This is a genomic window from Shewanella sp. KX20019 (genome assembly GCF_016757755.1).
GTDB lineage: Bacteria > Pseudomonadota > Gammaproteobacteria > Enterobacterales > Shewanellaceae > Shewanella.
This window is the reverse complement of sequence record NZ_CP068437.1, coordinates 1150592-1164576: the sequence shown is the minus strand read 5'-3', so window position 1 is coordinate 1164576 and position 13985 is coordinate 1150592. Positions and strand designations below refer to the sequence as shown.

Genomic DNA, 13985 nt, shown 5'->3' with positions numbered 1-13985 from the left:
TCATAACCACAAAGCGTTTTTCTGAAGCTATGTTCCGCGCCGAAACAATCCTCAAAATAGTGCAAAAAAAGGGAGCCCGAAGGCTCCCAAGAGGTTCAAAGACTATGAGAAGCAGGGATCTCATAGCGGGTGAAACTTTTATAATTTTAAGTTAGTGAGCTTTGAATAATGTCGATACCATAGATTTTGCCTTTGGCGTGACAGATTGCACAAGACTCTGCGGGAAGATCCACCGAAAAGGATGGTTCGCAGACGAAAAAGCGAGTGATATAAAATTGGGGATGGAATTGACGGCCTGCAGGGTAGCCATTTTCCATCCCCATTTACAACTCAAGCTTATTCAAAAGCGGTAATTGAATTGGGTTCCCTTAAAAGTACACCCTAAGGTCACCCAAAGCCCTACCTCTTAAAGCAGAGCTTACTGCACTCGGTCAAAATTATGGAACATATCGATACCGAACGACTTACCAGTATCATGACAGGTTGCACAAGACTCAGAAGTCCCTTCGGTAAACCAATCAACATTGTTCGGAATGTTTAGCTCACCACCATTTTGCTCCATATGATTCAGTGCTTGGTCTGAATTATGGCAAGCAAAACAGTTAGCCGTGATAGGGCTAGTCATCACGCCAGTAGTACCTTCGTTATAAGCTCTTGAAAGCATATATTGATTAGGTACATCCGCTAAACTGACACCATCAGCGTGACAAGATACGCAGTTATCAGCATTCAAGCTAGCTGCTGAGTTAACTAGGTTTTCACCTGTCTCTTCGTCGACTTTAGCACCTGAAAGCGCATTACCAATACCCCAGTGCATGCTGTGGACCATAGGGCCAAAGCCTGGTGCAGAGCTTTTCGCATTACGATCTTGGCCATTGTTATGACAAGCTACACAGGCTTTACCACCATCACTATAGCCACCATTTTTATGGTAATTAGTCCCGTTATTGTGACAAGTGGTACAGCTGTCAGCCGTTACGGCATGACGACGATCATACGTCCCTTCGCTGCTAAAGTTAGGGACTGTGGTCGAGAGGTCAATATCATAGTAATCGGTGGAGACAACTTCGGAATAACCTGTAATAGAGACACCAGTATATCCAGCAAGAGTACTATCTTCCTCACCTAAACCGAATGTAACTCGGGTACTCGCATTCAAGTTTGAGCTTTCAAAGCCAGCTACTAGTCCAGGGAAACAGATAGATCGAGTACCGTCTGCACGTTCGATGTACTGCTCAGAACCTCTACTTATTGCACGGCCTACGACAGTATTTTTCTCACTATCATAACCATGAATATAAGCTCCTGCGTAAGTCAGAGTATGCACGGCATACATCTCACCTATGTTAAGCTGTGTTTCCACCCCATCCAGAACTTCATACAGTTTCAAATCGGTACACACTGCACCCGTCGTTGTATCCTCCCATGAGGCATCAGCATCCCAATATGGAGCGCTTGTCGTGGTTGTATGGGAAGCGCGCGTCTCTTCACGTTCAACTAAACCTATTAATGATGATTTAGCATGGAACTCACGTGCATCAAAATCACCTGTTGCCTGAACAATCGCTGCAGCAGAAGCATCTGATGTGTGACAGTCACTACAACCATTGCCAGCAATGCTAGTATTGATCACAGGCTCTGCGTGGCAGCTATAACAGTTAGTTGGAGTGAAGTCTTTTTCAAATTTCTGGTGATTAATATGACCCAGCTTTTGCATGGTATTTTTAGCATAGCCACCTGTTTCGTCATACTCGCCAGTCTCATCTTGACCACGGGCAACATTGTTATGACACACCATGCAACTTCCAACGAAATCGACTTCGCCAGCAGTGTTTAATGCAACAAATTTCGCATGCTTAATATCTGAAGTAGCATAATCCACGTGACATGAATAACAGGTTTCAGTCGTTGAGGTATGAATATTTTCAGGCTTGTTCACAATAATATATGGAGAGTCAGCAATCGTTTCGCCATCACCCACTTGTAAACGGGTTAATACTTCTGAGTCAGCTTGAACTGATGCAATTGGCGCAACGAGCTCATAATGACCGTCATCAAGCATCGTTAATGTAGCGCCTTCGGTAGGCTCATCACCACCTACTGTGACTTTGCCACCCACTTCACCATCACGAGAGCGCTGAATACCTCTTTCGGTATTCATAGCTAGGTAAACAGACGCATCCGATAAACCGTTAACTAAATTACCGTCTTCGTTAGTGATTTCAAACTCAATCGTAACCTTACCTTCTTCAACCATATGCGAAATAAATTCAACATTGGTTACTTCAGATGTTTCTACTACTGGTGAGCCACCAGGTTCACCTGGCGTACCAGGTGTTCCTGGAGCACCTGGTGCGCCATCTTGACCATCATCACCATCACTACAACCGGCTAAACCAATAGCAGCAATTAATGCCGCCGCCAATAAAGACTTCTTATGTGTTCTCATCATCATATCCCTTTATAGGTATTTTAATTCTGCGTACGCAGTGAGTTAAATATAAAACAAACTCAAATATACGAAACTTATTTGTATGAATGATGTGACAACAATTTAGAGATGCAGCCAATGAAATTACAACAAATGTAATTGGCAATATCGATTATTGGAATAAAGCTAAACAGAGCGGCTACTTAGCGACTAACAGCTCAGCGATTGTTTCCAGTAATAGCGCCTTTCTAGCTGGGGTGTACCGCCTATTTTTTTCATTTTTTTCAATTAGATAATATTGTGGCGCCATCATTTGCCCATGTAATAGCTGTACCTGTTCACAGGGTAAAACTTCTGTCCTTAGCGCTGAAATTTCATTGCTGATATCAGCCTCTATCGCAGGTGTAAAAGCCAAGCTCCCCATCGTCAGCAGATGACAAACCCACTCCTCTCTGGTGCTTACCTTGTCGATGTTCTCCAGTGGGATCCTAGCATTACGACAGTAGAGTTCTAAGGGGTCGATCCTATCGTTAAACCCCTTACTTTCGAGGTATAAAAATGGATGATAAGCAATATGTTCCAAGGTGATATCGGGCAGTTTTTGCCAGATGGGATGCTCTCTGCGTCCAGCAAGGTAAACAGCATCAAGTGAACCTATGAGCTCACTATTCAGATCGACACTATGTGAGGTGTCAAAAGAGATGCCAAGATCTAACTCACCATTGTGGATCAATTCAGTCGATGATGGATCCCAGCAATGCAGACGAATATTACCTATCGCGTCTTTGTCTAGATGCTGGCTTATCGCTACCGCGAAGCTAATCATTATATTTTGGGTCACGGCGATATCTAAGGTGGGTAATAGCGTAGGGTCGGCCACCTTGGATGTTACCTGTTCAATATGAGCTATCGACTGATAAAAGCGGCAAACTGGTTCATATAACTGTTCAGCCAAAGGGGTGGGCTTAAGCCCATGCTGACGGCGATAAAATAGTTCATCGTTAAAAGCCATTCTCAGCGCGGTAAGGCAACGGCTAATTTTCGGTGCCGATACTTGCAGCTCTTTTGCGGTGGTATTGGCCTGACCATTCTCGTAAAGTGTTTTAAATACCACTAGGCAAAAAACATCTAACTCAGTTATTTTCTTCAAAGATTCATTAAGCATTATTATTAGTAGACCAGTTGAATACTTAATTATAGGTATAGCATATTGGTCAATATTAAAGCGTGACCCACGCGGTTAACCAATAGCCAATACAGAAATATTAGCACTGCATCACAACCAGCCAACCACCATAAAACACTAATCTTTTAGTGCGTAATAGCGGTCAAAGCCACCCAAGATAAAATAAAAAGAGGATTACTTAAGCCTGACGAAGCGATGCAAGCTAAATCTACTTAAATCTTGGCCTTTAGCTTAAATTGGAATTATGAGTTATGAGTTATCACAGCTAGGAGATAATCAAAGCTAGCTAGCTATTTCTATAGCGGTTAAATCGCGACTTTGCCCTAGCGCTAATTGAGGATCGAGCACAATAGTGCCGACGGAAATACGGTGCAAGCCAATGACTGGATTACGAAAACGGCCGAACATGCGTTTTATTTGATGATAGCGCCCCTCCATCAAGGTGACTAATGCCGTGTGACTATCAACAATCTCCAGTTTGACGGGGGCGGTGGTGATATCTTCAAACTCAAAATACATGCCATCGAAGAACGCTTTTATGTATGAGGCATCGATAGGGTTCTTTAGCGTCACCCGATATAGTTTTGCCACTTTATGCTCCGGAGACATTAACCGCTTCGACCAGCGCCCGTCGTTAGTTAACAGCAATAAGCCAGAGGTATTGAGATCTAAACGACCGACAATATGTAGCTGCTGTTTATCGGCGCGGCTGAGTAGGTCGATCACCGTCTTATGCTTGTCATCAATGGTGGCACTAACCACACCCACAGGCTTATGCAGCATCACATAGCTTGCAGTATTGGCTTGCAACACTTTTCCCTCACAACAGATATGTGAGAACTCATCGATGATCTGATCAATATCTCGCGCCACTTGGCCATCAACTTCAACAAGCCCCTGCGCCAGCAGCAGTCTCACATGCTTACGATTGATGTTGGTTTTGGCACTAATAAACCGATCTAACCGCGCTCGTTTAGATTCCACTTTTTCTCCCGCTACCTATCATCTATCATCTGTCATCTGTCATCTGTCATCTGTCATCTGTCATCTGTCATCCGTCATCCGTCATCTGTCATCTGTCAACCGTCAACCGTCAACCGTCAACCGGCACAATCTTATAAGCGCAACGACGAGCACCTTCAATAATATGCTCTTCACGGCTCACATTGGCATCCTCTTTCAGCAGCGACTGAAACAGCTGCAGTTCAGAGCGACAAAAATTCAGACAGGAGGAAGCAGCGGCACATATTGGACAGTGGTTTTCCAACAGCCAATAAACATTGTCGCTCATGTCAACAGTGGCCATATAGCCCTCTTCCGTTCGCAGTTTAGCCAACACCGCGAGCTTAGCCGGTAGATCATTAGCATCGGTGAAGGCTGCTTGATACTGCTTAAAAGATGCCTGTTCACGATGGGTGATCAGCTGCTCCAGGCCTTGATCACCAAAAATAGTTTTCACAGAATCAATCAGTTGTACTGTTAGTTCTTCATGCCGATCTGAGAAGTGGCTATTACTTTTAGGGGTTAGTGACCAATAACGCGTCGGTCTACCGCGAGTCGCTTTTCTATCTTCAAAAATAACATCGCTACTCTCTTCGAGGCTTTGTAGGTGCTGACGCACCCCCATGGTGGTTAATTCAAGCTCAGTCGCAATGACCTTAGCAGTCAGCTCGCCTTGGGTCTTTAACATCTGCAATATTTTATCGCTGGTTTTCATATATACCCATTCTACTTGAAAGTGCTCGTTTCAGAGGCGGTGTGTGAGTTCAATTCTAGGCGCATTAATATAGAAATGGTTATTCCCTTTTAAGTTAGTGCAACAACGAAGTGGGCTTGCACAACGCCTTCTGCGATGGGTTTTAATGGGATTTACTCTACATTATTGATTTTACCAAGGGAGTGACCATTCCTTGCAATCAATGCTTTGATTAAACCCCATTAAACTCCCACTGAATCCTGCACTTTCAGGTAGACCGGGTATACACCTCTCTAGCACTTACTGCACATTATTACTGAATTCGTTCTTATGTAAACTTTTTTCTTTACTTTATTATGTAAAGGCATTACTTTACATAACACTTAATAAACAAAAAGGTTTACTTAAATGGAGTTAGTCATTGTCAGTGGAAGCCAACGCAAGGATTCGCAAACTGCAAAAGTTGCTCAATACTTAATGCAGCAGATGCTAGCGACTCATAATGTAAAACACATTGAGCTTTGCCAGTATCAACTGCCTTTTTGGGACGGCGATCCCGAGAGCAAAAATGTCGACGGGAGTCGCTGGCCTTTTATCGCTCAACAGATTAAACGTGCAGATGCGCTAGTATTGATAACACCAGAGTGGGGCGGCATGGCTTCACCCTTGATTAAAAATTTTTTATTGATGTGCGATAACCAAGAAACTGCCCATAAGCCGGCGTTATTAGTGTCGGTTGTTAGTGGGATTAGCGGCGCTTATCCAATTGCAGAGCTAAGGATGAATGCCTTAAAGAACAATAAACTCGTGGCAACACCCGATCACCTTATTATTCGCAATGTTGCAGAGGTACTAAACCAACAACAGCCAGAAAATGAGCGCGACCAGCATTTACGTGAGCGCATAAGTTACTGCTTGCATATGTTGTCGCAGTACAGCGATGCATTGACGACGATACGAAGCAATCATGAAGCTATGCCCTACCCTAAGCAGCAAGAGTACAGTTACGGCATGTAAAACATACAGCTTATTTACTATTAACGAATTAACCCAACAAGCAGTTAACCAAGCAAGGAGCAACCCATGATGCATTTAGAACATTTAAATTTAGTGGTAAAGGACATACCGACCACGCTGGCTTTTTACCAAGCGATTTTCCCCCACTGGAAAACCCGCGGTGGCGGAGTGAGTCAATGGTATGGTGTTGATCGCAACTGGATCCATTTTGGTGATGACTACCAATACCTGACGTTTAACGATGACGGCGTTGGTAATAATCGCGATCTGAGTGGTCACCAAGTCGGCCTCGCTCACTTTGCTTTTGTCGTCGATGACTTAAACGGCATAATAGAGCGCTTAGCAGCGATAGGGCATCCCATCGATAAAGCGGGCGCGGAAGATCCTTACCGACGCAACGTTTATTACATTGACCCGAACGGTTACGAAGTTGAATTTGTACAGTACCTTAGCGATATTCCCAGTGAGCGTAACCGTTACTGAAGAGCAAGTCATGAATCATATAGATGAGCCTGATCAACTCATTTTTCTAATCCATGAATCAGGGGCGAATCTCAATACCCAATGTAATAAGGACCACGGCCAACTGGGGACAAAACTATTGGCTTTTTCAGCTTCAATAGCTTTGACCATGGCGCGGCAACCTACATCTGTGTCGACAATAAATGGGACTTTTTCGACATGGTCATTAATTTCACTGCGAATAAAACCGGGGTGAATACAGCTAACACTGATAGGAGTGTGCATTACATCAAGACGGATCCCTTCACTCAGAGAGGTCACTGCCGCCTTTGTTGCCGCGTATACTGTCATCGCTCGCCTGAAACCACGCACTGCACTAACCGATGATATAGTGACTAGGTGACCCGAATTTTGCTTTCTAAAAATTAGCATTGCTGCTTCAGATTGAGCGAGTAAACCTATCAAATTAGTTTCTGCAGTTTGCTTGTTTGCCTCAAAATTCCCTGTCCCTATAGAGGCCCCCTTGCCCATGCCTACATTTATAATAATTCGGTCAATGGCGCCAAACTCTGCTTTAAACTCATCGAACACATCGAAAACTTGCTGATGCTCAGTGACATCTAACGATTTAATGGAGACACGAATACTGGGGCTAAGCTGTTCTAACTCTTGTTTTAATGTCTCTAGTCTATCCATTCGCCGCGCACATAATGCGAGGTCTCGCCCCATCTTGGCGAACTCGAATGCCATTCCACGGCCAAGCCCTGAACTTGCACCTGTGATCAGAATCGTTTTTCTTATTGTCATATGATGCGGCAATGTTAGTGTTATTTCTCGCTAAGCTACTGTTGATCGGATGAAATGTAAACAGCTGTTTGAGCCTTGAGTCACTAGAAAAATACCTCAACAATCACGATTATCCCAGCCAAATAGCCAGTATAAAAAACAACAGGTAGAATGAGAAACCGACGATAAAGGTCATATTGAATGGGTCTTTCTCTTGGTACTTACGGCGACGGAAATAGCTAAGGGGTGTCAACGGATAGCGGGTTTTCCCAAAACTAAAGATACGGATCAGCAATGCGCCAGTGAGGCAAAATACAGATGACAGCACAAAATCCCAAAGCAGCCAAAATACCAACTCCATTGCAAATACAAACATAGCCTCTCCTTAGCGAGTTAGCGGTTACTTTTAGCGAACACCTTTTAAAACTACGGCTAAAATCACAACTTACAGATCGTAAAATGAGATTAACGAATCATCAAAATCATGTCATGTTAAAGATTGTTAACATGAAAGTTAATAGTGTTAACTCGGGCTTACTCTTGAAAGTATGTGAATTTTACAACGGATGCCATCTGGCATCTGAAACAAATCAATTAGTTAATATTGAGTATATTGAATAGCACTGTAAAAACGGACTTTAAGCGCTATTCGTTATTAATAAAACGGTGTGTTCATGGGGTTTTCGTCTACAGTTGTTCAGAGTGGAGTGAAGGTAAACGGAGTAATTCACTATGATCTCTTACCACCATACGTTAGCACTAGTAGACAACCATTCGCCTGCACAGTTTGCCCTAAACAAAGCGCTACAACTCGCCTGTAAAACCAAAGCAAAAGTCACCGCTTTGAAGGTTGATAGACCTTACAATAACGTTCTCAGTCGCTTAGGTTTGATCCCAAACAATGCAATGGACCCAATGTTATTTGTCAATAAACTACTGAGTAAATACCAGCATTTAGGTGTCAACATAGAAGTAAAAGTGATCAAAAATGTCAAAGAACATGTGGCAGTACTCGATGAAACAAACAGTGGTGATTACGATCTGGTCGTCATCAATAATCAGCACCACAATAGTATCATTAGCGAATTTTTGCCCAGTTGTGAGTCGCACCTACTGCGACAGAGTCAACTACCCATTTTAATTGTTGGCAATAAAGGTTGGCAACGACAAGGGCATATTTTAACCGCACTAGAAACGGCTGAATCAAATATTGCTCATAAAGAGTTAAATCAAAATCTGTTAGATGATACTCAGCAATTAGCCAGCTTGCTGGAAAATGACATCCACCTGCTAAACTGCTATCAATTGGAAAATTGGAGTATGTCGGTCAATCGAGACCAGACATTGTTCACTGACGCGGAGCAAAGGAGCCTACACTGGAATCACCTCTTAGACTCGGCGAAACCATACCAACTGGATGATGACCACCTCCACCTTGAGCAAGGACTACCGGACCATGTTATTCCCGAAATTGCCCACAAATGTAATGCTAACCTGCTAGTCATTGGCGCAGGCGAACATCATGGCTTCATGAGCGAGTTAAAGGGCCACACCTCATCGGTGATTATTGACCAATTGAAGTGTGACATATTAGCTATTAAGCCTATACACCATTAATTACTCTGCACCTGTTAAGCCTGCCACCGTTAACGCTATAAAAATCGGCTATATATTGAATGCCCTTATCAAACAATGGTGTTGATTAATGTCTTTTAATCCCTTTATCATCAACACACTTTGCTGCAAAATAGCTTGATTAAGCCTGAGTTAATCAACTATCTGCAAACTTACGTATAATAAGTACCTTGAGCATAACCTAAGCATTCAAATGAAGAGCCACAATGAAATCTGAATACAGCTACACCACCCAATACACGCTAGATAAAAGTCACTTTAGCGAGTGCTTCGATGAGTCAGTTGTTATCGATACTTCAATACGTGCTTATCGAAAGTCCATCATCTTTACGCTAATTGGGATCTTGCTATTGCTGACAGCAATTAATGCCTATGCCTCTTGGTTCTTAATCGGCTTAGGCGTGTTAGAAGCATTGAACATTCGCTACAAAAAGCCTTGGTGGCTTATGCGCCAAATGATGAGCAAAGCGGCCAGCAATGAAGTTACGCTCACCATTGATGAACAAGGGATCTGCAATGACTCTTTCTATGTCAAAGGGAGCATTCTTTGGCAAGATATTGTGTCTATCTCAGAAACAAAACAGGGCTTTTTAATCAAACAAGCAAAAACCGTTAGTTACCTGTCTAAGCGTAGCTTGGATGAAGAGGCTATTAAGTTCGTCAGTGGTAAAATGGCGCAATATTAAACTGCCGCATATAAGATGGTTAGCCGCATCACAGTAGGCTGAACGAGCCGCTAACATCGTTCAGCCGAGAACGTGACAATGTCGAAGTCGTTAAACAAAATGTAAAATTTAATTTGTTCTGCAACTATTACTAATCATTAATGCGACTTATCTAGACTGGGAGAGCAACCTCTATTAATGAGGGAACATTAAGACATACCTTCAGCATTTACATTTATTAAGGCAAAAAACATTATACTATTCAATGAGTTAAGCGTAGAGCTCAAGTGCTATTTAATGCTGGAGTATCTATCCAATGATGACACTAAGTTCGAGCCAATAATTCAAATAGACTAATTTGTGACCTGTATCACTTTGCTACAAATCCAATCCCCCCCATGATGCTACTCACGATTAGTGATACTCTGTATTCTCTTTTGTTAATTTTGTAATCATAAGTCGATATCACTCTATGCATTATTTGTTGGCGCTAATCCTCACCATTAGCTTTTTTGCAACCTCCGCACATGCAAGCAATGACCATACTTGCGACAATAATACCGACTGCATCGAAATCGGTCGTTGGGATATTGGTATTGCACTTGGCTATGGCGTTAAATCGAACCCACTTAAAGATTTTGATGATATCCCTCTCTATGCAGTGCCGACTATTGCCTACTATGGTGACCGTTGGTTTTTTGATAACGGCAATATTGGTTACACCGTCACTGAAGGCGAAAATTACACAGTCAACTTAGTCAGCACTTTTAGTACTGATCGTGCTTTTTTCTATCGCTGGGATCCGTCTAACATTTTCCATCTCAGTGGTAACAGCGTTGAGCGAGCAACGGCCCCGACAGGTATATCAATCATGGAGAGCCCTGCAGAGCCAGAGATCGATACCGATGCACTGAAAAATCGAAACTTTACCTATCTTGGCGGAGTAGAAGCATTTCTTTACACAAGGTTTGGTATAGTCAAAGCCTCTGTTACACATGATCTTTTTAATGTACACAACGGAACCGAAGCACAGTTGAGATGGTTGTATAATATCCCACTTGATAGTTGGAATTTTGAGTTCGCAGCTGTGTTAGACTGGAAAAGCGAACAAGTCGTTGACTATTACTATGGTATTAGACCAAGTGAGAGCCCCTATTGGAGCGAGAAGTACCAAGCGGAGTCAGCTTTGAATCAAAGTATCGAATTCACAGGACAATATGTGCTAACTGAAAATTGGAATCTTTTGCTCGTTGCGCGTTATACCGATATTGCCGATGAAATTGTCGATAGCCCCCTGCTCAATACCGATTACACAACTACCTATTTTGTAGGCGCAGCATATAGGTTTTAACGCCAGTGTTATCGATAACTAAGAAAACATTATTATGTCTGCTTTTTTGCTCATTTTTGAGTGGCTATGCTGTCGCTGAAGATATTGAACAGCTTACAGCAAGCCTTAGCCTATCACCCAAAATTTGTATCACCAGTGAAGATGAAGAAACCTGTAACACTGAGGTTGTGCTAAAGTGGGAGTTGTTGCAAGAGCGCTCAATATGCATCCTTTCAGATTACAAAGAACTAAAAAAATGGTGCAATAGCTCACCAAGTATTAACTCTTTAGCTATCAATATCAGTACAGACAAAGATATTCAGTTTGTCATGATAGACAAAGATACCCACGAGACACTCGCAGGTGTAAAATTGAAAGTTACTCAAGCTTCTTCGCCTCAAGTCAGGCGTCGCTACCGCAACCCATGGAGTTTATTCTAATGACCAACTCTCAATCTACGCATAGAGTCCTACTCGTAGAAGATGACATTCGACTGGCCAACTTGATTGTAGATTACTTAAAATCGCATGGCATGCACGTCGAAGTCGAGCGTCGCGGAGATACCGTATTAACCCGCTTGATCAACTATAAACCTGACATCATTTTGTTGGATATTATGTTACCAGGCATGGACGGTCTTACCTTGTGCGAGAAGCTACCAGACTACTTTGCTGGGCCAATCTTATTAATGAGCGCATTAGGCTCAAATGAAGATCAAATTAAGGGCTTAGAGCTTGGCGCCGATGATTACGTGGTTAAACCGGTCGAACCCGCGCTATTAGTGGCAAGAATTAATAACTTACTGCGCCGCCAGGCAAAGCCACCACAAGTAGAATCCCACTGCCTAAGCTTTGGTAAGTTAAGTATCGATCCTCACACTCAAGCTATTCGTTTGGGTGAGATAGAGATTGATCTCACTAGCCATGAGTTTGAATTGTTGTGGTTACTTGCCTCTCAGGCAGGGCAAGTCATGAGCCGCCAATATATTTATCAATATTTACTTAATATTGACTTTGACGGTAAAGATAGAAAAATTGATGTGCGTATTTCACGCCTGAGAAAGAAACTGGGTGACAATATTGAAACACCTTTTAGGATTAAAACAGTTTGGGGACAGGGATATCTATTCGCACCAGAAGCATGGAATAACTAACCTTCAAACTAGTCAAAAATGAAGCGTCTATTTTTAAGCTTATATTTACTATTAAGCCTTGGCTTTCTCGGTATAGGTTGGACGCTCGACAGTCTTTGGAAAAAGAATGTCGATCAAGAGGGTGCACTCGATGCACCTTTAGTGGCTTTGGCGCAGGTGCTAACCAAACTGCCCGCGCAAGAGCGACAAGAGATGCTCGACAGCATCAGTCGTAATCCTGACTTTCCGTTAACACTGCTCGATGCTGATCAGGTGGCCTTTTCAGAGGAGCAGATAGTCCATAGTGACGCCGTTATTGCCACGCCATATGATCTAAATCATGAACTGCAATTCATTGCCGTCGGCGAACAAATCTTAATGGCAGGCCCCATAGAACTCGATCCAGACGCAAGCCTGCGTGGTCTTTATAATGTCTTCTTTTACCTATCATTAGCTTTCGTTGCGCTAATTTGGGTATGGCCACTGTCTAAAGATTTAAAAACCCTGCGAAACGCAACAAAAGAGTTTGGCCAAGCGAAGTGGAATACCCGAATTCAGCTCCCTAAAGGCTCACAAGTATTGCCATTAGCGACCACTTTTAATGATATGGCAGCACACATTAGCGCACTCATCGACAATCAAAAACACCTTTCAAATGCAGTCTCCCATGAGATACGAACCCCGCTAGCAAGACTTAAGTTTGCACTCGCGTTGATCCCACAATATTGTTTGCCAGAGTCTGATGAGCAACGCCGGCAAGCATTTCTCGATGAGATGCAACTCGATATAAAGGAGATGGAAAACTTACTACAAGAGCTCTTGACCTATGCCAGTTTAGAAACGCAACGAGAAGGGCTGCAATTTGAGCTCTGCGACTTAAACTGCTTAACAAAGCAGACCATTAAACGTTTACAGTCACTGCACTCAACGCCTATTGAGTTAGTTGAGCATCAGCAAACAGTGCAACTGAAGGCCGAACCCTCGTTAATTGAACGGGCAGTACAGAACTTAGTCACCAATGCTCAACGTTTCAGTGTAAAGAAGATCACCGTCGAAATTAGCACTCAAGGCAAGCAGGTATTACTGAGTGTGACCGATGATGGTGAAGGGATATTAGCGCAAGATCAGCTGAAGATTTTTGAACCATTTTACCGCAGTGATACCCGCTATAATGGCAATAAAGGCCATGGTTTAGGCTTGGCAATCATCAAGCGAATTATGGAACGTCATCAAGGTGATGTATCGTTAGAAAGCCACCCAGGTTTTACTCAATTCACCTTAACTTGGCCTAAGCCATAATTGACTACGGCAGCAATTTTAACGAGTTTAGTCTAATTTAAAATCACTCACATCAGCAGGTTCAACAGCTTGCTCGTTAAAATCTAAACTAGGATTTGCTCTCGCTCTCTCCTCTAACAACTGAGTTTTTCGTGCCTTTAGCATCGCTAGTTGGCGACGACGCTTACGTTGTTTACAAAGCCTGATAACATCAAATTTTTGCGCATCAGAAAACTCGAGCCACTTGAAACGTTCGTCTCGATTACGTAAACACCCTTTGCAATATCCCCTCGCATCACTTTGGCAAACACCAATGCATGGACTGGGGATCTCAAAAAACTCTAATTGCTCCATACTCTAAACATAT

Annotated in this window: 15 protein-coding genes; 8 read left to right on the top strand and 7 right to left on the bottom strand. The window is 42.9% G+C overall.

Annotation, left to right across the window (positions count from 1 at the left end):
• Positions 1 to 418 precede the first annotated feature (418 nt).
• The 4 genes from JK628_RS05095 to JK628_RS05080 all read right to left on the bottom strand — a co-directional run bounded on the left by JK628_RS05095 (position 419) and on the right by JK628_RS05080 (position 5334).
• Positions 419 to 2449: a multiheme c-type cytochrome gene (locus tag JK628_RS05095; RefSeq protein WP_202288237.1), complete on the bottom strand. Its 2031-nt coding sequence runs from the start codon at positions 2447 to 2449 to the stop codon at positions 419 to 421.
• Positions 2450 to 2630: 181 nt separating this feature from the next.
• Complete coding sequence (locus tag JK628_RS05090; RefSeq protein WP_237524145.1) at positions 2631 to 3581, bottom strand: LysR family transcriptional regulator; 951 nt, start codon at positions 3579 to 3581, stop codon at positions 2631 to 2633.
• Positions 3582 to 3899: 318 nt separating this feature from the next.
• Entirely contained in the window at positions 3900 to 4601 is a 702-nt protein-coding gene (locus tag JK628_RS05085) for a pseudouridine synthase (protein ID WP_202288233.1), read from the bottom strand.
• 109 nt (positions 4602 to 4710) lie between these two features.
• A complete protein-coding gene (locus JK628_RS05080) occupies positions 4711 to 5334 on the bottom strand; it encodes a helix-turn-helix transcriptional regulator (RefSeq protein WP_202288231.1) in 624 nt (207 codons plus the stop codon).
• Positions 5335 to 5721: 387 nt separating this feature from the next.
• Between JK628_RS05080 and JK628_RS05075 the strand changes: the two genes are divergently transcribed.
• On the top strand, positions 5722 to 6330 hold the full coding sequence (locus JK628_RS05075; RefSeq protein WP_202288229.1) for an NAD(P)H-dependent oxidoreductase: 609 nt from the start codon (positions 5722 to 5724) through the stop codon (positions 6328 to 6330).
• Between the two features lie 66 nt (positions 6331 to 6396).
• Positions 6397 to 6813 carry a VOC family protein gene (locus JK628_RS05070; protein WP_202288227.1) on the top strand — a complete coding sequence of 139 codons (417 nt, stop codon included), beginning with the start codon at positions 6397 to 6399 and terminating at the stop codon, positions 6811 to 6813.
• A gap of 33 nt (positions 6814 to 6846) precedes the next feature.
• On the opposite strand, the gene JK628_RS05065 is transcribed toward JK628_RS05070, so the two are convergent.
• Both JK628_RS05065 and JK628_RS05060 read right to left on the bottom strand, forming a co-directional pair.
• Positions 6847 to 7599 (bottom strand): SDR family oxidoreductase, encoded by a 753-nt coding sequence (locus JK628_RS05065; RefSeq protein ID WP_202288225.1) that lies wholly within the window; start codon positions 7597 to 7599, stop codon positions 6847 to 6849.
• A gap of 109 nt (positions 7600 to 7708) precedes the next feature.
• Positions 7709 to 7954, bottom strand: a complete 246-nt coding sequence (locus JK628_RS05060; RefSeq protein WP_202288223.1) for a hypothetical protein — start codon at positions 7952 to 7954, stop codon at positions 7709 to 7711.
• A gap of 356 nt (positions 7955 to 8310) precedes the next feature.
• On the opposite strand from JK628_RS05060, the gene JK628_RS05055 reads away from it, so the two are divergent.
• The 6 genes from JK628_RS05055 (at position 8311) to JK628_RS05030 (ending at position 13639) form a co-directional block, all read left to right on the top strand.
• Positions 8311 to 9195: a universal stress protein gene (locus JK628_RS05055; RefSeq protein ID WP_202288222.1), complete on the top strand. Its 885-nt coding sequence runs from the start codon at positions 8311 to 8313 to the stop codon at positions 9193 to 9195.
• A 224-nt stretch (positions 9196 to 9419) separates the two neighbouring features.
• Positions 9420 to 9899: a YcxB family protein gene (locus tag JK628_RS05050; RefSeq protein ID WP_202288221.1), complete on the top strand. Its 480-nt coding sequence runs from the start codon at positions 9420 to 9422 to the stop codon at positions 9897 to 9899.
• Positions 9900 to 10350: 451 nt separating this feature from the next.
• Positions 10351 to 11229, top strand: coding sequence for a MipA/OmpV family protein (locus tag JK628_RS05045; protein ID WP_202288220.1), 879 nt, complete (start codon positions 10351 to 10353; stop codon positions 11227 to 11229).
• A 5-nt stretch (positions 11230 to 11234) separates the two neighbouring features.
• Positions 11235 to 11648 (top strand): DUF3019 domain-containing protein, encoded by a 414-nt coding sequence (locus JK628_RS05040; protein ID WP_237524144.1) that lies wholly within the window; start codon positions 11235 to 11237, stop codon positions 11646 to 11648.
• Complete coding sequence (locus JK628_RS05035; protein WP_202288219.1) at positions 11648 to 12361, top strand: response regulator; 714 nt, start codon at positions 11648 to 11650, stop codon at positions 12359 to 12361. Before JK628_RS05040 ends, JK628_RS05035 begins: the two co-directional genes overlap by 1 nt.
• A gap of 18 nt (positions 12362 to 12379) precedes the next feature.
• Positions 12380 to 13639 (top strand): ATP-binding protein, encoded by a 1260-nt coding sequence (locus tag JK628_RS05030; RefSeq protein ID WP_202288218.1) that lies wholly within the window; start codon positions 12380 to 12382, stop codon positions 13637 to 13639.
• 27 nt (positions 13640 to 13666) lie between these two features.
• Here the strand turns inward: JK628_RS05030 and JK628_RS05025 are convergent, their stop codons facing one another.
• Positions 13667 to 13972 (bottom strand): DUF1289 domain-containing protein, encoded by a 306-nt coding sequence (locus JK628_RS05025; RefSeq protein WP_202288217.1) that lies wholly within the window; start codon positions 13970 to 13972, stop codon positions 13667 to 13669.
• Positions 13973 to 13985 lie beyond the last annotated feature (13 nt).